The organism is Pedobacter paludis, assembly GCF_003173575.1.
In the GTDB taxonomy this organism is placed as follows: domain Bacteria; phylum Bacteroidota; class Bacteroidia; order Sphingobacteriales; family Sphingobacteriaceae; genus Pedobacter; species Pedobacter paludis.
This window is the reverse complement of record NZ_QGNY01000004.1, coordinates 370,347-394,443: the sequence shown is the minus strand read 5'-3', so window position 1 is coordinate 394,443 and position 24,097 is coordinate 370,347. Positions and strand designations below refer to the sequence as shown.

22 protein-coding genes are annotated in these 24,097 nt (G+C 36.7%); 11 read left to right on the top strand and 11 right to left on the bottom strand.

Going from position 1 to position 24,097, the window contains the following annotated elements:
* Genes DF947_RS13100 through DF947_RS13085 form a run of 4 tightly spaced genes read left to right on the top strand, consistent with a single transcriptional unit; the run spans position 1 to position 4,582 of the window.
* The gene (locus DF947_RS13100) at positions 1-951 is read left to right on the top strand and encodes a glycerophosphodiester phosphodiesterase family protein (protein ID WP_109930461.1); all 951 of its coding nucleotides are present in this window, start codon (positions 1-3) and stop codon (positions 949-951) included.
* Between the two features lie 21 nt (positions 952-972).
* Positions 973-2,211 carry an MFS transporter gene (locus tag DF947_RS13095; RefSeq protein ID WP_109930459.1) on the top strand — a complete coding sequence of 413 codons (1,239 nt, stop codon included), beginning with the start codon at positions 973-975 and terminating at the stop codon, positions 2,209-2,211.
* Between the two features lie 37 nt (positions 2,212-2,248).
* The gene (locus DF947_RS13090; RefSeq protein WP_109930457.1) at positions 2,249-3,646 is read left to right on the top strand and encodes an FAD-dependent oxidoreductase; all 1,398 of its coding nucleotides are present in this window, start codon (positions 2,249-2,251) and stop codon (positions 3,644-3,646) included.
* A 3-nt stretch (positions 3,647-3,649) separates the two neighbouring features.
* Complete coding sequence (locus tag DF947_RS13085) at positions 3,650-4,582, top strand: endonuclease/exonuclease/phosphatase family protein (protein WP_109930455.1); 933 nt, start codon at positions 3,650-3,652, stop codon at positions 4,580-4,582.
* On the opposite strand, the gene DF947_RS13080 is transcribed toward DF947_RS13085, so the two are convergent.
* The gene (locus tag DF947_RS13080; RefSeq protein WP_109930453.1) at positions 4,579-5,346 is read right to left on the bottom strand and encodes a DeoR/GlpR family DNA-binding transcription regulator; all 768 of its coding nucleotides are present in this window, start codon (positions 5,344-5,346) and stop codon (positions 4,579-4,581) included. The two genes, DF947_RS13085 and DF947_RS13080, sit on opposite strands and share 4 nt — an antisense overlap.
* A 197-nt stretch (positions 5,347-5,543) precedes the next feature.
* On the opposite strand from DF947_RS13080, the gene DF947_RS13075 reads away from it, so the two are divergent.
* Positions 5,544-8,933, top strand: a complete 3,390-nt coding sequence (locus DF947_RS13075) for a DEAD/DEAH box helicase (RefSeq protein ID WP_109930451.1) — start codon at positions 5,544-5,546, stop codon at positions 8,931-8,933.
* Between the two features lie 31 nt (positions 8,934-8,964).
* Here DF947_RS13075 and DF947_RS13070 read toward each other — a convergent pair whose 3' ends face one another.
* Positions 8,965-9,765, bottom strand: a complete 801-nt coding sequence (locus DF947_RS13070) for an SDR family oxidoreductase (RefSeq protein WP_146202913.1) — start codon at positions 9,763-9,765, stop codon at positions 8,965-8,967.
* 335 nt (positions 9,766-10,100) lie between these two features.
* Positions 10,101-10,682, bottom strand: coding sequence for a thymidine kinase (locus tag DF947_RS13065; RefSeq protein WP_109930448.1), 582 nt, complete (start codon positions 10,680-10,682; stop codon positions 10,101-10,103).
* Positions 10,683-10,805: 123 nt separating this feature from the next.
* Between DF947_RS13065 and DF947_RS13060 the strand changes: the two genes are divergently transcribed.
* Positions 10,806-11,972 carry a hypothetical protein gene (locus tag DF947_RS13060; protein WP_109930446.1) on the top strand — a complete coding sequence of 389 codons (1,167 nt, stop codon included), beginning with the start codon at positions 10,806-10,808 and terminating at the stop codon, positions 11,970-11,972.
* Entirely contained in the window at positions 11,972-12,766 is a 795-nt protein-coding gene (locus DF947_RS13055) for an SDR family NAD(P)-dependent oxidoreductase (RefSeq protein ID WP_109930444.1), read from the top strand. Before DF947_RS13060 ends, DF947_RS13055 begins: the two co-directional genes overlap by 1 nt.
* Before the next feature lie 6 nt (positions 12,767-12,772).
* Here the strand turns inward: DF947_RS13055 and rodA are convergent, their stop codons facing one another.
* From rodA to purH, 7 genes are all read right to left on the bottom strand, one after another.
* Positions 12,773-14,038: a rod shape-determining protein RodA gene (gene rodA, locus DF947_RS13050; RefSeq protein WP_109930442.1), complete on the bottom strand. Its 1,266-nt coding sequence runs from the start codon at positions 14,036-14,038 to the stop codon at positions 12,773-12,775.
* 1 nt (position 14,039) lies between these two features.
* Entirely contained in the window at positions 14,040-16,049 is a 2,010-nt protein-coding gene (gene mrdA, locus DF947_RS13045) for a penicillin-binding protein 2 (protein ID WP_109930440.1), read from the bottom strand.
* Entirely contained in the window at positions 16,049-16,564 is a 516-nt protein-coding gene (locus DF947_RS13040; RefSeq protein WP_109930438.1) for a rod shape-determining protein MreD, read from the bottom strand. Before DF947_RS13040 ends, mrdA begins: the two co-directional genes overlap by 1 nt.
* Positions 16,557-17,396, bottom strand: coding sequence for a rod shape-determining protein MreC (gene mreC, locus DF947_RS13035; protein ID WP_109930436.1), 840 nt, complete (start codon positions 17,394-17,396; stop codon positions 16,557-16,559). The genes DF947_RS13040 and mreC overlap by 8 nt, the downstream gene beginning before the upstream one ends.
* Before the next feature lie 115 nt (positions 17,397-17,511).
* Complete coding sequence (locus tag DF947_RS13030; RefSeq protein ID WP_109930434.1) at positions 17,512-17,883, bottom strand: four helix bundle protein; 372 nt, start codon at positions 17,881-17,883, stop codon at positions 17,512-17,514.
* Positions 17,884-17,919: 36 nt separating this feature from the next.
* Positions 17,920-18,942 carry a rod shape-determining protein gene (locus DF947_RS13025; protein ID WP_109927103.1) on the bottom strand — a complete coding sequence of 341 codons (1,023 nt, stop codon included), beginning with the start codon at positions 18,940-18,942 and terminating at the stop codon, positions 17,920-17,922.
* A 165-nt stretch (positions 18,943-19,107) separates the two neighbouring features.
* On the bottom strand, positions 19,108-20,634 hold the full coding sequence (gene purH, locus DF947_RS13020) for a bifunctional phosphoribosylaminoimidazolecarboxamide formyltransferase/IMP cyclohydrolase (protein WP_109930432.1): 1,527 nt from the start codon (positions 20,632-20,634) through the stop codon (positions 19,108-19,110).
* A 173-nt stretch (positions 20,635-20,807) separates the two neighbouring features.
* On the opposite strand from purH, the gene DF947_RS13015 reads away from it, so the two are divergent.
* A complete protein-coding gene (locus tag DF947_RS13015) occupies positions 20,808-21,440 on the top strand; it encodes a response regulator transcription factor (RefSeq protein ID WP_109930430.1) in 633 nt (210 codons plus the stop codon).
* A 140-nt stretch (positions 21,441-21,580) separates the two neighbouring features.
* The gene (locus tag DF947_RS13010; protein WP_109930428.1) at positions 21,581-22,228 is read left to right on the top strand and encodes a response regulator; all 648 of its coding nucleotides are present in this window, start codon (positions 21,581-21,583) and stop codon (positions 22,226-22,228) included.
* Position 22,229: 1 nt separating this feature from the next.
* Here the strand turns inward: DF947_RS13010 and purN are convergent, their stop codons facing one another.
* On the bottom strand, positions 22,230-22,808 hold the full coding sequence (gene purN, locus DF947_RS13005) for a phosphoribosylglycinamide formyltransferase (protein ID WP_109930426.1): 579 nt from the start codon (positions 22,806-22,808) through the stop codon (positions 22,230-22,232).
* A 241-nt stretch (positions 22,809-23,049) separates the two neighbouring features.
* Between purN and rpsT the strand changes: the two genes are divergently transcribed.
* Positions 23,050-23,304 (top strand): 30S ribosomal protein S20, encoded by a 255-nt coding sequence (gene rpsT / locus DF947_RS13000; protein ID WP_109930424.1) that lies wholly within the window; start codon positions 23,050-23,052, stop codon positions 23,302-23,304.
* A gap of 77 nt (positions 23,305-23,381) precedes the next feature.
* Positions 23,382-24,080 (top strand): RadC family protein, encoded by a 699-nt coding sequence (radC, locus tag DF947_RS12995; protein WP_109930699.1) that lies wholly within the window; start codon positions 23,382-23,384, stop codon positions 24,078-24,080.
* Positions 24,081-24,097 lie beyond the last annotated feature (17 nt).

The following is a 24,097-nucleotide window of genomic DNA, read 5'->3' as shown; positions in this document are numbered from 1 at the left end:
ATGAAAATTAACTTTAGAATTCTTGTTTTTTGCAGCTTGGTTTTTGGTATTGCAAGTGCCAATGCTTATGGTCAGAATGCAATAAACACACTCAAGATTAAAAATGTAAACGAACTTCATGAATTTTTTAAATATACTGGGAAAAACACTCCAATTATTAGCGGCCACAGAGGCGGGACGGTAAAGGGATTTCCGGAAAATTGTGTTGCAACTTTCGAAAACACCTTAAAGTATACCCCTGCATTCTTTGAGATCGATCCTCGCCTAACAAAAGATAGTGTGGTGGTTTTAATGCACGATGCTACTTTAGAAAGAACAACTACAGGTACAGGAAAAGTATCAGATTATACCTACGCCGAACTTCAGAAATTTAGATTAAAAGATCCAGAGGGAAATGTTACCCAATACAAAATCCCAACATTAAAGGAAGTGATGGATTGGAGTGCCGGAAAAACGGTTGTAAATCTCGATCGTAAGGATGTTCCGCTTGAAATGCAGGAACGCATTTTAAGAGAAAATCCAAATAAAGTGATCATGATTACCGTACACGATGCCAAACATGCAAAATTCTACTACGATAAAAATCCCAATAGGATGTTTTCTGCCTTTGTAAAAACCAAAAAAGCTTTGTCGGAATATGAATCAGCTGGCATTCCCTGGAAAAGTATGATTGCTTACATCGGGCCAACAAATACTCCAGAAAACAAGGAACTTTTTGATCTGCTTCATGCTAGAGGTGTAATGTGTATGATTTCTGCCGCACCAACTTACGATAAGCTGGCAACAGCAGAAGAACGGGCAAAAAATTACAGAGAAACGTTTATTCAAGGTGGCGACATCTTAGAATCTGACCTGCCAATTGAAGTTGCAAATGCCATTAAAACTATTATTCCGAAAGATAATCCAAAGAATAAATTTATCGGTAAGCTAAGCCTGCCAAAAGCAAAATAATACCATCTGATATAATCCATTATGGCAATATCAATCTTACCTGAAAGAAGACGCTGGTTTATCATTTTTGTGATATTCTTGGCCATCGTTTTTAACTACTTCGATCGGCAGATTGTTTCCATACTGAAACCGGTTATTAAGAAAGAATTTCAGTTACAAGATGATGGTTACGCCTTCATCCTAAATATTTTTACCATTTGCTACGCCATTATGTATCCGGTAACAGGCTGGTTGGTTGATCGGTTTGGTGCAAAACTGATTATGTTTTTTGGGATTATCGGTTGGTCTGTTGCCTGTATTGGCGGTGGCATTTCTAGAACAGTTGGTCAGTTTACTTTTTTTAGAGGGATGCTTGGAATGGCAGAACCCACAAATTTCCCCGCTCAGCTGCGGGTGGTTACCATTTGGTTTCCAGGTAAATTTAGAGCAACTGCCAATAGCCTTTGTGTCGCCGGAAGCTCCATTGGTGCTATAATCGCACCTCCCTTGGTTGCTTGGTTAGCAATAACATACAATTGGCATGTTGTATTTATTGTTGCCGGCGCTGTTGGCTTAATTATAGCATTACTTTGGGTATTAATTTACAAAGATCCTCCTGCTAAAATTCTTCAAGAATCTACAGGGAATTCATCATTAAAGGAAGATACTGGTTTTAAATGGCCACAACTCTGGACAACTAAAAGTTTATGGGGCGTTTTGTTAATTCGTTTCGTCACCGATCCTGTTTGGTACTTCTGTCTTTTTTGGTTGCCCGGTTATTTGCAAGAACAATCCGGACTTACGCTAAAGGAAATGGGCTTGTACGGATGGATTCCATTTTTAGTGGCAGATTTAGGAGCAATAGGTACTTCGGCTTGGTCTGATTATATGGTTAGAAAAGGAAAAAAACCTTTAAAGGCTAGAAAAATTATGCTCAGTTGTGTTGCCATACTAACCCCTTTCTGCATACTTACACCTTACCTACCAAGTGCTTTCTCTACGCTATTGATTTTTAGCACGGTTGCCGTGGCTTGTCTCAGCTGGTTATTTACAATTAGTGTGGTGGTTGCCGAGGCCTTTCCAACAAAAAATGTGGCAAGTGTTTTAGGTATTGCAGGAGGTTTCGGCGCCTGTGGAGCGGTTCTTTTTAACTATTTTGTTGGTCAATTGATGGGGAAAATAGGCGCAGAGCAAATATTTATAGTAATGGCATTTTTACACCCCATTGGGGTAATCATTTTATGGACGATGATTAAACCTGAGAAGCCAAAACAGGATTAAGTCTTGAACTCAATTTAATACGATTAGATTTTTTAGCATGGATAATAAAATTTTCACAATAACCGAACCCGCAAAGGAACTTCCAGTACGGGCAAATGTTGATGTTTTGGTAGTTGGTGGTGGTCCGTCAGGTTTAATTGCTGCCCAGGCTGCCACAGACGATGGCTTGAAAGTTATGCTTATTGAAAGCCGAAGTTTTGTAGGTGGAAATATGACCATTGGTTTGCCAATTCTAGGTTTTCTGGGTCAAAAAGGGAATCAGATTATTAAGGGTTTGCCTCAAAAATTTATAGATCGATTAAAAGAAAAGAATGCGGCCAGTGAGCATCGCCCTTGTCCGCTTCACATGAGCTTAACTTTGGTAGAGCCCGAAGCAGTAAAAAATGTGGGTTTAGAAATGCTTCTAGAAAGTGGCGTAGATGTTCTGCTGTATGCTTTTTGCGTGGGTGTAATCAAGGATGGAAATGTACTCAAAGGCATTATCATCGAAAGTAAATCAGGGCGGGAAGTTATTTTAGCTAAAACCATAATAGATTGTACCGGAGATGCTGATGTTGCTTTTAAGGCTGGTGTTGAATGCGAACAAGGAAATGAACAAGGTGGAGTACAACCCCCAACGCTTATGTTTTGCCTAGCAAATGTGGATACAGAAAAACTGAGATTAAGCATTTCTGAAGAACCGAGGACTTATTTAACCGACTTTATTCCCAATGAATATTTTGGGCAGAATAATCAGTTTATCGTAGTAGGTTTACGTTCCCTAATTCAAAAGGCTCAAGAAGACGGTTTTCATTTACCTACAGAACGAACAATCGTAATTACGGGTTTAAGAGAGGGCGAAGTTTGGGTAAACATGACCAGAGTAAACGGAGTTGATGGAACAGACCCTGCAAGTTTATCTTTTGGAGAAGCAGAGGGAAGAAGACAGATTACAGATATTCAGAAATACTTAATTAAATATGTACCCGGTTTTGAAAACGCATATTTTACCAAAATGGCTCCATTTATTGGAATTAGGGAAACACGGAGAATTGTTGGAAAGTATGTAATGACGGCTGCCGACGTTTTAAACTGTGGCCGATTTGATGATGCAATTGCCGTTGCCAGTTACCCATTAGATCTTCATCACCCACAAGGCGGTGGCTGTACGTTAGAATGGTGTGGAGATTGTTACGATATTCCTTACCGATCTTTAATTCCCGAAAAAATAAAAAATTTAATTGTTGCAGGAAGATGTATTTCTACGACACATGAAGCCATGTCTGCGATTCGCGTTATGGCGCCATGTATGGCAATGGGTGAAGCGGCGGGTAGGGCGGCGAAATTATCAGTACGTTTAGGCATTTCGCCCGATCAGCTCGATACGGAATTATTACGTAAAGAACTTGCCGAAAAAGGCGCCTTTTTAAATCCAATGGAAATGGCTCAATCCTAATTTATGAAATCAACCAGAAGAAATTTTGTAAAAGGAATTGGTATTGTCGCATCAGCCAGTTTATGGCCACTAAAATCTACCGCAAATCTATTATCTGGTGAGCATGCTTTCGCTACAAACACGCATAAAATTTTAGGATGCAACATTAGGGTAGCGCTCCCTGAAGATGACGCCGTTGGCCGAGGATGGAAGGCAAGAAAAGACAGCTGTATAAAAGTTATACAAGCGCAAAAACCAGATATTATTGGTTTGCAGGAAGTATTGAGAATCCAGGCAGAAGATTTTCAAAAAGCTATGCCCGATTATTTTGCTTTTGGCTTTGATGGCCCAGAAATGGATGTGAACAAAGAAACGTATAACGGCATTGCTAAAAATCTTGTTATTTTCTCCAAAAAGAAATATGCTATGGTTTCGGCTGGCTGTTACTGGCTATCGGAAACACCAGAGATTGGGGGCAGTTTAGCCTGGAATACGGCAAGAGCAAGGCATGTAAACTGGGTAAGATTGTTGGATAAAAAATCTGGAAAGGAATTTAGGGTTTTGGCTACGCATTTGGATCATAAGGCACAGGAAGCCAGAAATAAACAAGGTGAAATGATTGTAAGAGAAAGTGCACAGTACACAGCCGATTTCCCCCAAATTTTAATTGGAGATTTTAATGTGGATATGAAAAATCCGGTTTTTAAAATTATAACCAATGGTGGTTGGAGCGAAAGCTATTTAACAGCTAACGGACCAAATGAACCGGGACCAACCTTTCATAACTTTTTAGGTCCAGAATATTTAAAGACAAAAGGAACCCAAACGGGCAAGATAGATTTCATTTTTACGAAAGGCAAAATTAAAACCGAAAGTGCAAGCATTATTTATGATCAGATAAATGGAATTTACCCAAGCGATCATTATTTTGTAAGCTCTAACATAAGTTTTATTTAAGAAGCAACTATAACCTTAACGCCTTTTTCTTCTATTTGATTGATAACCGTTGGCGACACTTTATCATCTGTAATGATATATTGAACTTGCTCAAAACCACAAATTTTACCGAGGCCTCTTTTATCGAATTTTGTACTGTCAGCCAAAATTACAACGGTTTGTGCAGTTTCAATCATCTTTTGATTAAGTGTTGCTTCAGAAAGATTGGTAATTGAAAAACCAAAATCCAGATCAATTCCATCGACACCAAGAAATAAAACACCGCAAGAAATTTCTCCAAGAATTTTCTCTGCATAAGAACCTGCAACAGATGAAGAATTCGCTCGGATTAACCCGCCAAGCTGGAGTACTTCAAGATTTGGCCTTCCACTTAATTCTAACCCAACTTTTAAGGCAGGCGTAATCACGGTTAAATGTTTGGTTGGGTATAGGCATCTTGCAAATTCAAAAACAGTAGTTCCAGAACCAATACTAATCGAATCGTTCTTTTCAATTAAGGCAAGCGCAGCTTTTGCAATCTTTTGTTTTTCGTCAGAATTTATAAAGGCTTTTTCATTTATGGTACGCTCATTTGCGTAAGGATTATTTATAGAGCCACCGCCACGCGTTCTAAACAATAAACTTTTATCTTCTAACAGTTTTAAATCTTTACGGATGGTTACACCAGAAACTTCCATTAAATCGGTAAGTTCCAAAATGCTCACTTTTCCGTCTTCTTTTAGTTTTTTAAGAATGAATTCGTGCCTGTCTGTAATGTTCTTCATGTATTTGGTTTTGAGGCTAATTTATAGCAAATGCTTTAGCAAACTTAAATGAAAATTAGATTATTCAAAATAATATTTACTTAAATTACCATTCAATGTATTTCTTTTTAAACAATTAGGTGTTTAAAAATACCAATAATGTAAGGCATTTTAAACCCTTTAATTCGCTAATTTAGAGCTTTTACATTTTCGTATTAATGAGTGAACAAACTGCAGGCGGGCAATCGATAGAACAGAATCCTTATGATTACATTATAAGCGATTTTAATCTTAAAAACTTAAGCAGTATTGTAATTTTAAAACATGTAAACCATCAGGTATATACCGATACGAAAGGCTATTTTAATGTTTTTCCAGAGCAGATTGAAATTGATTTCGGAGCATTTAGCTATGAAGATTCTACACTGCCTTTTCCAATTGTACAAGTACAGCAAAATGAACATTCTGTAAAACTTTCCTGTAGATGTGCCACTCCTAAAAACAAACTCTGCGAACACCAAACACAGGTTCTTTACAATATTTTACAGCGCCAGGATTTACTTATTTTCTTTGATGAAAACCTACGGAGGCAAAAAATGTCCAAAATTGCACTTGATTATGGCCTGGAAAAAGAGCGTAATTTCGATGATGTTTTCTTATTGAAATATCAGGATGGATTAACAGAAATTAAGCCTAGAATGAAATTTTTGCAACCCTTTAATTTAGAGGCGAAGCAACATTTGGAAACGCTTTTATTGCCAGCAAAAAAAATCAAAACCATTTCCTCTTCAACAAAAAAGGCAAATGAAAAAATGTTCATGGTTTTGAGTCAGCATCGTTACTACAATAATCTTACTATAGAATTATTTGAGGCAGAGACCACAAAAGCCGGAAAAGTTAAAAACCCATTAAAAGGCTTAAATCCTGCCGAGTTGCTTTTCAAAACTGACGATGGTAATCTTATTAAGTTTTATAGTGGCATTTCTACGTTTCAGCAAAACTACAATACCGATCAAACAGAGGCTGAACTCGAAGCCTTAAAATCCATCGTTAAAAATCCGCTAGATATTCCGGTTTATCAACACGATGCCAAGCTTTCGTCCAATATACAGGCATCATCTATAAAGCCGGTTAAGATCCATATTTTGGATGTTGATTTAAGGCTGTCAGTAAATCAAAGAGATGATTATTACGAAATAACAGGGCGTTTGATTATTGAAGGCAAATCTTACGAATTGGATAATCTTGTTTTATGCTACCAATACTTCATTCAGCTAAAAGATGATCTTTACTTAATTACCCGACCAGATTTTTTGCGTGTAATTGGCTTTTTTAAAAAACAAAGCAATCGGTTAATTCTTCACAAAACAAAATATCCAGAGTTTCAAAAAACGATTTTAATTCAGTTGGAAGGCAGTATTAAGGTAGATTATTCTTATTTAAAACCTGCTTCAAAAAGTCAGATCGAAGAAAAGGGTTTCGATTTAGAAAATGAACAACTCATCTATTTATCCGAGTCGGAAGATTACATTTTAATAACGCCAGTTATGCGTTACGGAAATATGGAAATCCCTGTTTTATCTAAAAAGCAAATTCAGGCACAGGATAAACTTGGAAATCTTTTTACACTCCATCGAGATGAGGAAGCCGAGTTGCAGTTTATTGCCAATGTTTTAAAACAGCACCCTTATTTCTACGAACAGGAAACTAATGATTCTTTTTATCTTCATCGCAAAAGATTTTTGGAAGACTTATGGTTTCTAGATGCATTTGAGATATGGCGTAACAAGGGAATCCATATTTTGGGTTTCAATAAGCTTAAAAACAACAAATTAAACGGGCATAAGCCAGAAATTAATATCGAGGTTTTAAGTGGAACCGACTGGTTTGAAACTAAGGTGAAAGTGAAATTTGGCAAACAGAACGTTGCACTTAAACATTTACATAAATCCATTAGGAACAAAAGTAAATTTGTAACGCTTGATGATGGTACGCAAGGAATTTTACCCGAAGAGTGGATTGAGAAATTTATTGGATATTTTAATGCAGGCGAAATTGTAGAAGACAAACTGCTTACGCACAAAATAAAGTTTGAAACGATAAATGATTTATATGAAGATGCGCTTCTTGATGGTGATGTAAAAAATGAGCTACGTGTTTATAAACAGAAATTTGAAGGTAGAGACGCCATTGAAGAAGTTGAAGTGCCAGAAACACTTACGGCAACCTTGCGCCACTATCAGAAAGATGGCTTAAACTGGCTTAATTTTTTGGATGATTTTAACTTTGGATCGTGTTTGGCAGATGATATGGGTTTGGGGAAAACCATTCAAATTTTGGCTTTTATCTTGTCTCAGCGGAAAAAGGTAAATCATAATACCAATTTAGTTGTTGTTCCGGCATCTTTAATTTTTAACTGGAAGGCCGAGATAGAAAAATTTGCCCCCTCTATAAAAGTTAAAACCATTTATGGTAATGAGCGAACAAAAACTACAGATACTTTTGATAATTTTGAAATCATTTTAACTTCTTACGGAACCTTGCTTTCTGATATTCGTTTCTTAAAAGATTATCGCTTTAATTATATCTTTTTAGATGAATCTCAGAACATTAAAAATCCAGAATCTCAGCGGTATAAAGTGGCTAGAATGCTCCAATCGAGAAATAAGGTTGTAATGACAGGAACGCCAATTGAGAACAATACTTTTGATCTGTACGGACAACTTTCTTTTGCCTGCCCGGGTTTGTTTGGAAGTAAACAACAGTTTGCAGATTTATATTCCACTCCAATTGATCAGTTTAAGGATAGCCGACGGGCAGAGGAATTGCAGAAAAAAATTAAGCCATTTATCTTACGTAGAACTAAAGAGCAGGTAGCGAAGGAACTTCCGGATAAAACCGAAATTGTATTGTACTGCGAAATGGGCGATGAACAGCGAGAGATTTACGAAGCCAATAAAAAGGAAATTCAGGATTATATTCTTAATAAAACCGAAGATGAGTTGCCAAAAAGTTCTATGCATGTGTTGAGGAGCATTACCCGATTGAGGCAAATCTGTAATTCTGCCGCATTGCTGGCTGATGGGAAATCTTACATTCAGGCTTCCTCGAAAATTGAAGTTTTGTTAGAGCAAATAGAAAGCAAAGCTAAGAACCATAAAATTTTGGTTTTTTCTCAGTTTGTCAGCATGCTCGATTTAATAAAAAAACAGCTGGAAATACGCGGAATTAAATATGAATATTTAACCGGTCAAACGAAAAAGAGGGGAGCGGTTGTAGAGTCGTTCCAAAAAAACGAGGAGATTCCGGTTTTCTTAATCAGTTTAAAGGCTGGTGGGATAGGACTTAATTTAACCGAGGCAGATTATGTTTATTTAGTAGATCCATGGTGGAATCCTGCGGTCGAAAACCAAGCGATTGACCGGGCATACAGAATTGGACAACATAAAAATGTTATGGCTGTACGCTTAATTTGCCCGGATACGATAGAAGAAAAAATCATGAAACTTCAGTCCACGAAAAAAGATTTGGTTAAGAATTTAATCCAAACCGAAAATGGCTTCTTTCAAAATTTAACAAAAAAAGAGCTACTAGGTTTATTGAGTTAAGTAGCTATTGGTTGGTGTCTCACCGACCAAATTAAATCTCTACTTTAAATTCATAACCCAAAAATTCTGGCACATTCACACTCTCCACAACTTTCCAGTTTTTCTTTTCAGCAATAAATTGGGGTTCAATTAATTCAGATGATTTAGCGGTTTTAGTGTAAAAATCCTGTTTTGCTGGGTGCGTTGGAGAACATGCATTATATGTTCTGCCAAAAGCTTGTTTGTTCAGGATTTCGCAGGCAATGCCAACCGCATCAATTTGATGGATTAAATTTACTGGGGCCAAGCCATTAGGAACATAGGTTTTTCCAGCAAAAAATCTACCTGGGTTGCGTTCGGGGCCAATTAATCCGGCGAAGCGGATAATAGTATAATTATCAGAATGAAGCCCCTTCAATATTTCTTCAGCTTCTAAAACCACACGTCCAGAATCTGTATCGGGATTGGTTTTGCTATGCTCGTTAACAAATATGTTTTCATCCGCATAAACACTCGTAGAACTGATTAAAACAATATTTTTTACATTGTTTTTTGATGCCTTTATAATTGCGTTTATTTTGTTCGGATAATCTTTAAGCTCGGTAGAGTTCCTTTTGGGCGGAATACAGATGAACAATACATCTGCATTAAAAAAAGAATCATCAGCAATAATTTCTTCGGCGATAAAGCTAACCAAATACGGTTCAATTTTATGGATGGAAAGCATCTCCAATTTTTCTGGAGTGGTTGTAGAACCCTTAACAAAATAGTTTAGTTCAATTAATTTCTTGGCTAAGGCCAATCCAAACCAGCCACAGCCCAAAATAGAAACAGTTTTAATTTCTTGATCCATAAATGTATTTCTTATTTTTTTGAAAATGTTTGGTTCTGTAATGCTTTGCCGATTACAGTCCTGCCATTCGCTGTAGCCCTCATTGAAAAAATTCGGGGCTGTCGCTGCTGTCAGGTTTAAGAACAGCAAAGGTAACCCAGCCGTTTAAAAAACAGTAGATTTTTGGCCACCTAGCCCCGGGTGTAGCCAGTACCCTGCAGGGCTAATGAAATTGCCCGAAGCGTACAGGCGAAAAACGGGAACAAACGCTAAATTTTTTTGCAGGCACTGCGCTCCAAAAGAATTTTTAGGTTAGGAACGGTTTACAGTTTAGCAATTAAAAAAATTAACCCTAGCTATCCTCGTTCTAAGTTATAACAGGCTCTGCAACGTGGTTCGTAACTTTCCTTTTCGCCTAGCAAAACAGTAGATTCGTTGGCAACTGTTCGGTAACTAAAAAGTGCGGGATTTCCACAACAAACGCAAACGGCATTTACCTTGGTAACGTGCTCTGCAATGGCCATTAAAGCAGGCATAGGGCCGAAAGGTTTTCCTGTAAAATCCATATCCAAGCCTGCAACAATTACCCGAATTCCCTTAAGCGCCAGCTTATTGCAAACATCAGGAAGCTCATCATCAAAAAACTGAGCTTCATCTATTCCCACAACCTGGGTATTTGTTCCAAGCAATAAAATAGCCGATGCACTATCAACCGGTGTAGAATTAATCGAATTTAGATCGTGCGACACCACTGCGGTTTCATGATAACGCGTATCTGTTCTAGGTTTAAAAATCTCTACATTTAATTTCGCAATCTGTGCTCTTTTTAGTCGTCGGATAAGCTCTTCGGTTTTGCCAGAAAACATAGAGCCACAAACTACCTCTATACTGCCCGAAAATTCGCCTCTTCTTCTAAAATTTTGTTCGCTAAATAACATGCTCGATTTTTTACTTCCTTATGTCTGTGCTATAATTTTTAAACCGAACAAATATGAGAATTATGTGTTATTTTTGAATACATAGTTACCAACATAAATTAGCCAAAAATTCGTTTAAACTTTATGATGAACCAACAAGATATTTTCAGGAAAATAGGTAATATTTTATCAGAATTAAATGAGCAATATCAGTTTCTAGCTCAAAATCCGGATCAATTAAATGATTTGGAGGTAGAACTTTTTCTCGCTAATGCCAATTTTCTGTCTGATCATGTTCAAATTGTAAAGAAACTGAATACCATTAATACGCAAGATAAAACTCCGAAAGTAGAAGTCCCTAATTTGAAAAACGAGGAGATAAAAGAAGAACTTCCAGCACAAGGATTAGCTTACCAAGTAGAGGAAAGTTTATCTGATTTGGAAGAGCTTGCAGATGTGGCAACTGCCGAGGAAGAGGAAGAACGTGTTGATGTGAGGCAGGGGCAGGAAGTTTTTGATGATGAAAAAATTCATGAGGAAACAGCACAGAAGGTTTTGGAACAGGATTTTTTTAAGCCCGATCAAAGTGATAATACGTTTGAATTTGTTTTGGGAAATCATAGTGAGGATGATCAATTTGATTACGAAGCCAAACCTGTTGAAGATATTTTTGATAGACCTTTAAGTAAAGCCGAGGAAGAAATTCTTGCACAGAAGAAACGAATTCATGAAAAGGATGAACTGCAGGCTGAAACCCCGGATGAAACTGAAAATGCAGCAGATGATGAAATCGGACCGGAACCATTCTTAATCTCTCACGATGAAGAAGCAAAAACTTCAGAACCTGAGTTGGAGTTTCCTACGGCTGATGAAATTACGGAACCAATTGAAGCACTAAAAGATGTAGATTTTGATGAACCGATCATATCGCCACCCGTAGCTGAACGCCCAATTTTTACACCTGAAGCAGTGCCGGTAAAACCAATTGTTGAACCCATTTCTTCGAAACCTGCACCAAGCTTAAATGATTTGCTTGCCAGAACGAATAATACAACTGAGCCGGTAAAAGCACCAATTGCTGATCTAAAACAAGCCATAAACCTAAACGAAAAACTGCTTTTTATTAAAGACTTATTCAATGGTTATAATCTGGCCTATTCTGAAGCGATAGATATTGTAAACAAAATGAACAATTTCGAAACAGCCGATAGTTTTCTTCAGAATAATTATGCCGTAAAAAACAATTGGGCAACAAAGCAGGCAACGGTTGATCAGTTTTATGAGTTGTTAAACAGAAGATTTTCTAAATAATGGATTTAAAACTAAAAGATAAAACAGCTTTTATAAGCGGTTCTACTGCTGGAATTGGTTACGCAATTGCCGAAAGTTTATTAAAAGAAGGTGTTTCTGTAATTATTAACGGCAGAACAAAAGAAAGTGTTGATGCTGCGGTTGCAAGTTTAAAAAGCACTACTGGAAGTGAAAGCGTTACAGGCTTTGCAGCCGATTTTTCGAAAGTGGAAGATGTAAACCAACTGATAGAAAATTTGCCTGAAGTTGATATTCTAATTAATAATGCGGGTATTTTTGAGCCAAAATCTTTTGAAGAAATATCTGACGACGACTGGTTTAGATTTTTCGAAGTTAATGTAATGAGTGGCATCAGATTATCCCGTCATTTATTTCCAAAAATGTTGATGAAAAACTGGGGCCGGATTATTTTTATTTCGAGCGAATCTGCAGTTTTTATACCTGATGAGATGATTCATTACGGAATGACTAAAACCGCTCAATTGGCAGTTAGCAGAGGACTTGCAGAATTGACAAAAGGTACAGCAGTAACCGTAAATTCGATTTTACCGGGACCAACAAAATCTAAAGGTGTTGGTGGTTTTATCGAAGATCTGGCAAAATCAGGCAATTTAACTGTTGCTGAAGTTGAAGATGATTTCTTTAAAAATATGAGACCAACCTCACTCCTAAAAAGATTTTTAGACGTTGAGGAAATCGCGAATGCAGTAACTTATTACGTTAGTCCTTTAGCCTCTGGAACAAATGGAGCGGCAATAAGGGTAGAAGGAGGCTTAGTCCGTTCAATCTTATAAGGTGATTTAAATAAAGCCCATTCTATTCGAGTCTAGCTTAAGAAATATAAAAAGCAGAATAGTAAAACTCCACAACGATGATCCGCCATAACTAATTAATGGCAACGGAATTCCGATTACTGGGATGATACCAATCGTCATACCAATATTAATAAATACGTGGAAGAATAAAATACAAGCCACACTGTAGCCGTAAACTCTTGAAAAAGTAGACCGTTGCCTTTCAGCAAGATTAACCAACCTTAACAGTAAGAAAATATATAATCCAATAACGACAGAGCATCCCATAAATCCCCATTCTTCGCCGATTGTAGAAAATATAAAGTCGGTGCTTTGTTCTGGTACATAGCCATATTTTGTTTGTGTACCCTGCAAAAAACCTCGGCCTGTAGCCTGTCCCGATCCTATGGCAATTTGCGATTGAATTACATTATAACCCGCTCCTTTATTATCGGTTTTTAAACCCAGCATAAGCTCAATGCGGCTTCTCTGGTGTGGCTCTAAAACTTTGGTGTAAGCAACCTTTACCAAGAACAAATATCCAATTGCAATTAATGTAACAAATACCGTTGTAATAATTAACTTTTGCTTCCGCTTGTTCGCATAAATAAATAACGCTCCAATTGTGGTTAAAACCAAAATCAATATATAAGTTGGAACTAAGAAATCGGCCACAAAGAGTACGATCATTCCTAGGAAAATTAAAAGAAAATAGCCTGATAAACCTTCTCTATACAATGGAAACATGAAGGCTAAAAAGACCAAGGCAGAACCGGTATCCGGTTGAAGCATAATTAATAAAAGCGGAGCAAGAACAATAGCCGCCGCAATAAAAATTGATTTAACATCCCTAAACTTAGGGTTAAAAGTGCTAACGTAACGTGCCAAAAGTAGGGCCGTTCCGAATTTAGCAAATTCGGATGGTTGCAGTCTAAATGAGCCTATGGGAATCCAAGCTTGGTTTCCGCCAACATTTCGGCCCACAAAAAGTACAATTATAAGTAATACGAGGGTTATGCCATAAATAAATGGGGCGAAGACGTTAAATAACCTCCCGTCAAATAATAAAATTGATAAACCTAAAATTAGTCCGGTAATTACATAAATTAACTGCTTGCCGTAACTACTGGCGAAATCAAAACCAACGGCTTTATCCGGATTATAAATGGAGGCGTAGATATTTGTAAAACCAATGGCACAAAGCGCAATGTAGATTAAAACTGTAATCCAATCTACATTAAAAAAAAACCGATTGCCCTGTTGCTGTATCATTTTATTTGGTTTCTGGTTTTGTACCTACAATAACAGTTCTGTTCATTGCTGGCTTAGTGGAAACAGACTGTTTTATTACTGCAGATTTTATTTTTAGGCTATCTTTAACTCGCTTTACAGAATCTGCTTTTTTAATGGTTAGGCTATCGGCCTTGGTTAATTTTAGTTTTTTGTTCTGATCTATAAGTGGCGGAAGTAGGTTTTGTCCTTTCATCCACTCTACTTGGTTGGCCCTAGCTCCAGTTACCGTTCTCTTCAAATATTTTTCTACCATATAACTCGCAATCGGAGCAGCATAAGTACTTCCATAACCTGCATTTTCTACAATAACTGCAATCGCTATTTTTGGGTTATCTCTTGGCGCAAAACCGATAAAAACAGAGTGATTCTTGCCATGTGGATTTTGAACCGTACCTGTTTTACCGCACATTATAATATCGGGAATTCGAGAAAGTGTTGCAGTTCCCCATGCGCTGTTAACTGCCTCCTGCATGCCGTCAATTACAGGTTCAAAATATTTGGGATCAATATCTACATAATTTTTAGTTACGTATTCTTTTTTAACCAATTTTTTATCGCCCATTCCTTTAATTAGGTGAGGCTTAATGTAATATCCGCGATTGGCAATAATGGCCATTGCATTTGCAATTTGTAGTGGCGTGGCCGTAATTTCTCCTTGGCCGATGGCTTGAGAGATTACCGTAGTATATCCCCATCTTTTACCGTAAATTTTATCGTAATGATCAGCACTGTAAAAATAGCCTTTACGTTCAAAAGGCATATCGATATCCAGTTTAGAGCCGAAGCCAAATTTTGCAACCTTATCACGCCATTCCTGATAGGTTTGGCGTTGATTTTTCATGCCGTTTTTGGTAATTAAATTCTGAAAAACATGACAAAAATAAGTGTTGCAACTTCTGGCTATTCCACGTCGCATCGCAATATTTCCATCAACGTGTTCGCATTTTACCTTGTGGTTTCCGGCCATGTAATATCCGGGGCAGTTAAATGTTGTATTTGGATCTATAACCCCCTCTTGTAAAGCAATTAAAGCATCAATAGGTTTAAACGACGATCCGGGAGGATAATAACCTTGTATCGGGCGCACAAGAGATGGCCGGTAAGGATTGCCCACAATAAAATCCATATAGTTATTGCCAAAACCTTTTCCAACCAAAATATTCGGATCGTAACCGGGACTGCTCACTAAGGAAATGATTTCGCCCGTTGAAGGCTCGATTGCTACAACAGCACCAACTTTATTTTGCATCAACTCTTCGCCCAGTTTTTGAACATCGATATCAATTCCAGAAATTAAACGTTCACCAGAAACTGCATTAACATCGTATTTGCCATTTGCATAACTGCCTTGCGGTGTATTTCTAGCATCATATACGGTATTTACAACACCCTTTTCTCCGCGGAGGACTTCCTCGTAAGATCGTTCTAACCCACTTTTCCCGATGTAATCGCCCGATCGGTAATATCCATCAGATTTATCAATATCGGCTTGGCTCACCTCTTTAACATATCCAAACAACTGGCCCGCAACACTATCTGGATAATGGCGAATGGTTCTATCTTGAGTAGAAAAACCGGGAAAGCGATACATGATTTCCTGAAGACGGGCATAACTCTGAACAGAAATCTGTTTTGAAAAAGGGGTAGACTGATAATTGGATTTTGCTTTTGCTTTTTTTAAACTTTTGCGAACATCATCAAAAGAAATTTCCAGGGCATTTGCAAGTGCTAGGGTATCAAAAGATTTAACCTCGTTTGGAATAACCATTAAATCGTAAACAGGCTCATTCTGCACAATAACCTTCATATTGCGATCCAGTATGGCGCCCCTAGCTGGATATTTGAATTTTTTCTTCAATACATTACTCTCAGCGGCAACGAATGCTGCATCACTAAAAATTTGAATATAAAAGAGCTTTGCCAATAAAATTAAGGCTATAACTATAAATAAACCCTGAATAATATATTTCCGATTAAATAATTGCTCCATTAGCGAGATGTTCTTTTATAGAATATAAACTCTACCAGTAAAATAATAAGTAGTGTAAAGATACAACTTAAGCCGCATCTCATTAAGGTATAACCAATTTCTGTTAACCTAAATGTTTCTAAAAAAAAGAGCACAAGATGATGCGTTAAAACGCAAAGAAAAGCATATAATGAAAACCATTGGAAACCCATATAACTTAAAGAAGGTTCAGGGTCATCAATAGCATCTTTATTTAAACTGATCGAGATAAATGAAATTCTTACAAAGGCCAAAACAACGCAGGCTGTAGCATGAACGCCCATGGTGTCATAAAAAGCATCCATGGTTAAGCCGGTTCCAAAAGCCACCAGATAGAGGAGGATGTTTGGCATACCGAAAGGTAAGAGAAGCAGAAACAAAACGTAAATAAAAGGTGTAGAAAGATCATAAAAACCCATATTCTTGAGCAAGAATATTTGCACAAAAAGTAATAAGAGCCATCTGATGATGTTGATAATTATTATTCTACTATTCATTTGGCTTAGCTATGCTTTCTAAAGCTTTTTGTTCTTCGGCTTTTTTGTCTTTTACCACATAAACATACTGCAATGTGCTAAAATCGTTAAATAAATTCAGTTCTGCGGAAAGAAAATTATCATTTGTAGCAACATTGGTACGACTAATTTTGCCTACAAGAATTCCAGAAGGGAAGGACGCAAAACCGGAGGTAACGATGGTATCTCCAACATTCATTTTAATGTGATTGGGTACTTCCTTTATAAAGGCTTTTCTGATATCGAAATTTCCATCACCCCAAACTAAAGATCCAAGAGCATTATTCTTTTTTACCACAACGCTAATTCTCGTATCCTTATGTAATAGAGATTGAATTGTTGCCAAATGCTCAGATACATCTCTAATAAAACCAACAACACCACGCTGGGGTGAAATAACAGCCATTCCGCTTTTAATTCCATCAGAGGTACCTTTATTAATCGTCATTACATTATTGCGCAAAGTAACCGAGTTTTTAACAACTTTTGCCGCTAAATAAGTGTATTGTTGGTGGGTGTTGGTATCAATAACCTTAACATCTTTTGCAGAATCGATTGTAGTTAAGGCCAATAGCTTGGTTTTAAGTTTAGCATTTTCGGCCGCAAGACTATCATTAACCATTCCCAGGTTTAAATATCGCTTAAAAACATTTAGTCTTTCGTAAGCAGTACCAACAATTTCATTAGTAGAATTCAAGGTTGCACTTCGCTGATAAGCGTTGTTTTTAACTGTTAGGAAAACCCCAATGGTAAAAAAGATAATAAACAGGAAAAATGCGTTGTATCTGCTTATGAAAATCCAAAGGTTACGCATATTGATTTACGATTTTAGATTTACGATTAACACAGTTTGCAAACCAAGCCCTTTAATAGAATTTACGATTTTAGATATAAGATGTACGCTTGCTTTCATAGTTTCTAATCAAGATTTAAGATGTTTTACGATTTTGTTCGTTTTTTCTAATCGTGATAATGGAAGAAACCATTATTGAAAGTAATTCATTTCCTTCTTTCCAGTTTTTAGAAATTTCAACTTTCAAATCAGGATTAAATTCTTCCAATAACTCAAAAAAAAACATAGTTTCATCTAATTCTTCTTCAACTATTTTTAGTTTATTCAAAAAATCTGCGGTAGATTTTGCTCTGCAGGCCGCTCGATAATTTGCACCAACCGAACTTGAACATCTAACCAATTGATTTGAATAATTTTTATTTAGTACATTAAAAGGCAATGTAGATATTAGTTTTCCGATTGAGATAGAATATGCTTTAGTTCTTGTTTTTAAGGTTTCGCTATACATCAATCGTCAATCTAAAATCTACATTCGTAAATTAGCTTATTGCATTAAGAATTTATAACTGCCAATATTTTTAAGGGCTATGCCAGTTCCACGTACAACTGCACGTAATGGATCTTCGGCCACGTGAACAGGTAATTTTGTTTTCGCTGCAACACGTTTGTCCAAGCCTCTTAATAATGCACCACCGCCAGTTAAATAAATACCTGTTTGATAAATATCTGCAGAAAGTTCTGGTGGCGTAATCTCTAGCGCTTTTAAAATCGCCTCTTCAATTTTAGAAATCGATTTATCCAAACAATGCGCAATTTCGGTATAAGAAACAGTAATCTGTTTTGGAACGCCTGTCATCAAATCACGACCTTGAACCGCAAAATCAGCTGGAGCATCCTGTAATTCTGGTAAAGCGGCACCAACTTCGATTTTGATTTTCTCTGCTGTACGATCACCAATCATTATGTTGTGCTGGCGACGGATATAGTTTACAATATCAGAATCGAAGTTATCTCCCGCAACGCGGATAGATTGATCACAAACAATTCCGGATAATGCGATAACGGCAATTTCTGTTGTACCACCACCAATATCGATGATCATATTACCCATCGGTTCTTCTACGTCAATTCCAATACCTACGGCAGCGGCCATCGGCTCATGAATTAAATAAACTTCTTTTGCTCCGGCAATTTCGGCAGAGTCACGCACGGCACGCTTCTCTACCTCGGTAATACCCGAAGGAATACAGATTACCATGCGTAAAGATGGAAACATCCAGCCTTTACCGCCATTAAGCATACGAATCATACCTTTAATCATTGCTTCAGCAGCGTTGAAATCGGCAATCACACCATCCTTTAAAGGGCGAACTGTTTTAATATTATCGTGGGTTTTACCCTCCATTTGCATGGCCTGACGACCAATAGCAATAACTTTGTTTGTAGTCCGATCAAAAGCAACAATAGATGGCTCATCTACAACTACTTTGTCGTTATGTATAATTAGGGTGTTCGCTGTGCCTAAATCGATGGCAACTTCCTGCGTAAACCAATTGAATAATCCCATGTATGAGTTATATTTTCTTTAATTTGTTAAATCTATACTATTCCTAATGTAAAAATAGCTTTTTTATTGTTTAGTCGGTTAGTTTTTTGGTTGGACAGCTTTTTGGTTTTTTCGTTTGGGGCGAAATGCTAAACAACTAACCATCTTATCAACCAAACACCTAAACTAATGTTTAAAATGTCTTACCCCAGTTGTTACCATTGCAATGCCCATTTCATTTGCTTTTGCAACAGAATCAGCATCTTTAATAGATCCACCGGGCTGTAAAACAGCAGTAATTCCTGCTTCGGCAGCTATTTCCACACAATCAGGAAAAGGGAAGAAGGCATCAGATGCCATGGCGCTTCCTTTAACACTGAAACCGAAAGATGCTGCTTTTTCGATGGCTTGTCTTAATGCATCAACACGGGAAGTTTGGCCAACACCGCTAGCAATCAAAACATCATCCTTAACCAAAACGATGGTGTTTGATTTTGTGTGCTTTACAATCTTATTTGCAAAATATAAGTCTTTTAATTCTTGTTCGGTTGGTGCTTTATCTGTAACAGTTGTCATTTGCTCCGGACCCTCGATAATTAAATCTTTGTCCTGCTCGATAACACCATTTAATAAAGTTTTAAATTGCTTTTTGCTCAATTCTACATTGTTGCGTTGTAAAATTACGCGGTTTTTCTTTTTGCTAAACAATTCAATTGCTTCAGGCTGATAAGATGGCGCAATTAAAACTTCGAAAAACAAATTGTTTATTTCTTGGGCTGTTTCTAAATCAACTTCTACATTGGTGATTAATACACCGCCAAAAGCAGAAACAGGATCGCAGGCCAAAGCGTCAATCCATGCTTGTTTTACAGTAGAGCGAGATGCGATACCACAGGCATTTGTGTGTTTTAAAATGGCAAAGGTTGGATCTTCGAATTCATCAATTAATGCTACTGCCGCATCCACATCTACCAGGTTGTTATATGAAAGTTCTTTTCCGTTAAGCTTGGTAAACATAGCATCCAAATCGCCATAGAATACGCCACCTTGATGTGGGTTTTCACCATAGCGCAAAGTTTTGGCTGTATTTACACTTTGTTTAAAAACATCCAGAGGTTCTTCTGTATTGAAATAATTAAAAATTGCTGTATCGTAATGAGAAGAAGTATGGAAAGCGATTTTAGCATAATTTTTACGTTGTGCTAAAGTAGTCTCTCCATTTTGCTCTTCTAGCTGAGCCTGCAAAGTAGGGTAATCGTTTTTTGATGCGATAATTACAACATCGTTAAAGTTTTTGGCGGCAGCACGAATTAATGAAATGCCACCAATATCAATTTTTTCTATAATTTCTTCAGGTGTTCCGCCGGCTTTTAAGGTTTCCTCAAATGGATACAAGTCAACAATAACAAGATCAATTTCAGGGATTTCGTATTCTGCAATCTGTTCCTGATCGCCTGCCAAGGCTCTACGGTTTAAAATCCCACCGAAAACTTTTGGATGTAGAGTTTTAACTCGTCCACCCAAAATAGACGGGTAACCGGTTAAATCTTCAACAGCCGTAACCGGAAGGTTTAAGTCTTTAATAAATTGTTCTGTACCACCTGTAGAAAATAACTGTACGCCTTGGGCGGCCAATAACTTTACCAAAGGCTCTAAACCATCTTTATAATATACTGAAATTAAAGCGTTTTTAATCTTAATAGGCTGACTCATTCTACTGTAAATTTTGAGCCGCAAAGGTAGTAAAACACGATGGTTTTTTTGTTATGTTGGGTTCTTAAAAATTGATGATTTTTTAAAAATAAACATCTAAACGTTTAATGTGCAACAAAATTTTATAAATTGCTGAAGCTTAGTATTAGTTTTTGTGCCAAAACAGTTAAATAATGGATATCTCTATAGTAGAAGATCATAAGCTTGTTGCCCAGTTTTTAAAAACATCGCTGCTGCAATTAAATTTTGTCGAATCGGTTAGGATTTATAATTCGGCTACAGAGTTTCTTCGTAATTTAGATATACTAAAAACAGACCTGTTAATTTTGGATGTTTACCTGCCCGAGGTAAATGGTTTGGATTTGGTTTCTGAACTTAGGCATACCAAAACAAAGGCTGCTTTAAGGATTGTAATGTTTTCTTCATTAATCGATCGAGATTTAATAAATAATGCACTTGAACGCGGTGCAAACGGCTTTTTTCCCAAAGATATTTCGCTCGATGAACTTTCTAAAATGATCAGATTGATTTTTAACAATCCATTGGAAACTTATTTGGGAGAAGGTTTAGTCCGAGCTGTTTCTTCGCAAAAAGAAGGTTTTAAGACTGACATACACCTTTCTCCAATAGAAAAACGCCTTACCAAATCATTGGAAACTTCTAAGACCATCAATGATATCGCTTTAGAGATGGATTTGAGCTTTGAAACGGTTCAATTCTATGTTAATCAAATTATGCGAAAATTTGAAGTTGACAGCATGGATCAGCTACAATTCAAATTAGTGGAGCAGGGTTTTGTTTGCTAATTGGGTAAATTTGGGAATCGAGTGTGGATAATTGGGGAATTATATTCTCAAAAATTAATCTCTGTTTGTTGTAATCTAGCTTTTTAATATCGTAAGGCATTGTTTTTTAGCATGGTGTTGTTTTTGCATCCCACTGTGTAATGAACATCTCCATTATTGACGACCACAAGCTTGTATCCCAGTTGCTCAAGCTCTCTCTCTCGCAATTCGATTTTATCGAGGCGATAAATATATTTAGTGATCCTGAAAAATTTTTCGAGCACCCAGATTTTTGGGGAACCGATATCTTAATAACCGATATGTTAATGCCCAAAATGAATGGGGTTGATGTGGTTAATAAATGTAGGGAACTGCAAAGTAAGGATAAGCTTAAAATTTTGGTGCTTTCTACTGTTGATGATGTTACAATTATAAATGATACATTTACCATTGGAGCCAATGGCTATTTAGGTAAGGATGTATCTATCAAAGAATTAATCAAAGCGATAAAATTTGTAGATAAAGAAATTAATCGCTCTTATTTAGGCGAAGGCTTAAAAAAGATTCTGACGGAATACCCGCTTTCCGATTCTTTTAAATTTAATTTATCACCAAGAGAAAAACAACTTCTAAAAAATGTTTGTGTAGGTAAAACGGCGAAAGAGATTTCTTCAGAACTGGATTTGAGTATAAATACGATTCAGAGTTATATGAAGAAGTTGATGAAAAAGATGGAAGTAAAGCGTACCCCAGATCTTATTTTAAAAGCGATTAAATACGGTATGTATCAGCCACACTATGTAGCATAATTTATTTTTTGATTTTCTTAACTAAACCCTCTATTATTCTAGGGTAGTGTAGGTGCTCGAGTTGCTGACCTTTGAATTTTACCATTTCAAGATTATCGTTTTTGTCAATCTTATACTTGGCCTGATAGATATATTCACCTTCATCGTAATTTTCATCAACATAATGAATGGTAATTCCGCCTTCAGTTTCTCCTGCAACCATAACCGCGTTGTGGACATGATCTCCATACATGCCTTTTCCCCCAAATTTTGGTAAAATTGCAGGGTGTATATTAATTATCCGCCCTGGGTACGCTGCAATTAAATTTTGTGGAACCAACCATAAAAAACCAGCAAGCACGATAAAGTCTATATCAAGGTTTTTGAGGAGGTCTATAACGTTGTCGGTTTTGTAAAACTCATGCTTGTCAAAAATGTGGCTTGGAATTTCGAAGTTATCCGCCCTTTGTAAAACATAAGCGTCGGCATTATTGGTTAAAACCAATGAGATTTCTATGTCGGTACTGCGTTTAAAATGTTCCATCAGCTTTTGGGCATTTGAGCCAGAACCTGATGCAAATATGGCTATTCGTTTTTTCACTCGAAATTCGTTTTCCTCAAAAATAGTATTTTAAGCGTGTATTCATAATAGAAACTCATTTTTATTAAATTAAATAATTTGCTTTTTATGATTCAAAATGGCGTAATTTTGGGCAATAGAATTAGGGTTTTATTTTAGTTAAGAAAAAACCTAAAAGTGTTTGCATTTTAAAAACATTAATTCTATATTTGCAACCCGAATTATAGGAAACGATTAGTAAAAAATAAAAGGCTAAATAGAAATGGCAAATCATAAATCTTCATTAAAAAGAATTAGAGCAAACGCAACAAAACGTTTACGTAACAGATATCAGGCAAAAACTACACGTACTTTCATTAAAAGACTGCGTGCATCAGAAGATAAAAATTCTGCTTCTGATTTATTGCCTAAAGTAATCTCTATGTTAGATCGTTTAGCTAAAAAGAACATCATTCACAAAAACAAAGCAGCTAACAATAAATCAAAATTAACGAAATTCGTTAACGGTTTAAAATAAGCTAACTAAAGCTAGTTTTTTACAATATTTAAAAGGCATCCCAACCAAAAGTTGGGATGCCTTTTTTGTTTAAAAAAATGGAAAATTACGAACAGAAATTGGGTATTAAGCTTTGGGCAGAAGAAGATCGCCCGCGAGAGAAGCTTTTGCAACATGGCAGAAGGCACTTAACAGATGCCGAACTTATAGCCATTCTAATTGGTTCTGGCAATAGAACCGAAACAGCGGTAGATTTAAGCAAGAGAATTTTAGCTTTTTATGAAAATAATTTAACCAAACTTGGTAAGGCATCAATAAGCGATCTCTCTAAATTTAAAGGAATAGGGGAGGCAAAAGCAATAACTATCGTTGCTGCTTTAGAACTTGGTTTAAGGCGTAAGGAAACTTTAAGTGATGAAATTTTTCAGGTCACTACATCGAACGATGTTTACAAATATCTTCACCAAACTTTTGCAGATCTTAACCATGAAGAATTCTGGATTTTATTGCTAAATAGATCTAACCATATAATTGGAAAACACCTGATTAGTAAGGGCGGACAGGCAGGAACAATAGCCGATCCAAAAATAATTTTTAAAGTGGCCTTGGAAAATAACGCGGCCAATATCGTTTTAGCGCACAATCATCCTTCGGGCAGCTTAAAGCCAAGCGACAGCGATAACAAATTAACTAAACAACTTATTGCTGCAGGTAACTTTTTAGGCCTTTCAGTTGTCGACCATCTTATTTTTGCAAATAACAGATACTACAGTTATAAAGATGATGATATGATGTAGCCCAAAAGATTTCTCCC

What these genes read in the sequence shown, in the direction of transcription:
- DF947_RS13100 (WP_109930461.1), top strand. Translation starts at nt 1, where the DNA reads ATGAAAATTAACTTTAGAATTCTTGTTTTTTGCAGCTTGGTTTTTGGT.
- DF947_RS13095 (WP_109930459.1), top strand. Translation starts at nt 973, where the DNA reads ATGGCAATATCAATCTTACCTGAAAGAAGACGCTGGTTTATCATTTTT.
- DF947_RS13090 (WP_109930457.1), top strand. Translation starts at nt 2,249, where the DNA reads ATGGATAATAAAATTTTCACAATAACCGAACCCGCAAAGGAACTTCCA.
- DF947_RS13085 (WP_109930455.1), top strand. Translation starts at nt 3,650, where the DNA reads ATGAAATCAACCAGAAGAAATTTTGTAAAAGGAATTGGTATTGTCGCA.
- DF947_RS13080 (WP_109930453.1), bottom strand. Translation starts at nt 5,346, where the DNA reads ATGAAGAACATTACAGACAGGCACGAATTCATTCTTAAAAAACTAAAA.
- DF947_RS13075 (WP_109930451.1), top strand. Translation starts at nt 5,544, where the DNA reads ATGAGTGAACAAACTGCAGGCGGGCAATCGATAGAACAGAATCCTTAT.
- DF947_RS13070 (WP_146202913.1), bottom strand. Translation starts at nt 9,765, where the DNA reads ATGGATCAAGAAATTAAAACTGTTTCTATTTTGGGCTGTGGCTGGTTT.
- DF947_RS13065 (WP_109930448.1), bottom strand. Translation starts at nt 10,682, where the DNA reads ATGTTATTTAGCGAACAAAATTTTAGAAGAAGAGGCGAATTTTCGGGC.
- DF947_RS13060 (WP_109930446.1), top strand. Translation starts at nt 10,806, where the DNA reads ATGATGAACCAACAAGATATTTTCAGGAAAATAGGTAATATTTTATCA.
- DF947_RS13055 (WP_109930444.1), top strand. Translation starts at nt 11,972, where the DNA reads ATGGATTTAAAACTAAAAGATAAAACAGCTTTTATAAGCGGTTCTACT.
- rodA (WP_109930442.1), bottom strand. Translation starts at nt 14,038, where the DNA reads ATGATACAGCAACAGGGCAATCGGTTTTTTTTTAATGTAGATTGGATT.
- mrdA (WP_109930440.1), bottom strand. Translation starts at nt 16,049, where the DNA reads ATGGAGCAATTATTTAATCGGAAATATATTATTCAGGGTTTATTTATA.
- DF947_RS13040 (WP_109930438.1), bottom strand. Translation starts at nt 16,564, where the DNA reads ATGAATAGTAGAATAATAATTATCAACATCATCAGATGGCTCTTATTA.
- mreC (WP_109930436.1), bottom strand. Translation starts at nt 17,396, where the DNA reads ATGCGTAACCTTTGGATTTTCATAAGCAGATACAACGCATTTTTCCTG.
- DF947_RS13030 (WP_109930434.1), bottom strand. Translation starts at nt 17,883, where the DNA reads ATGTATAGCGAAACCTTAAAAACAAGAACTAAAGCATATTCTATCTCA.
- DF947_RS13025 (WP_109927103.1), bottom strand. Translation starts at nt 18,942, where the DNA reads ATGGGATTATTCAATTGGTTTACGCAGGAAGTTGCCATCGATTTAGGC.
- purH (WP_109930432.1), bottom strand. Translation starts at nt 20,634, where the DNA reads ATGAGTCAGCCTATTAAGATTAAAAACGCTTTAATTTCAGTATATTAT.
- DF947_RS13015 (WP_109930430.1), top strand. Translation starts at nt 20,808, where the DNA reads ATGGATATCTCTATAGTAGAAGATCATAAGCTTGTTGCCCAGTTTTTA.
- DF947_RS13010 (WP_109930428.1), top strand. Translation starts at nt 21,581, where the DNA reads ATGAACATCTCCATTATTGACGACCACAAGCTTGTATCCCAGTTGCTC.
- rpsT (WP_109930424.1), top strand. Translation starts at nt 23,050, where the DNA reads ATGGCAAATCATAAATCTTCATTAAAAAGAATTAGAGCAAACGCAACA.
- radC (WP_109930699.1), top strand. Translation starts at nt 23,382, where the DNA reads ATGGAAAATTACGAACAGAAATTGGGTATTAAGCTTTGGGCAGAAGAA.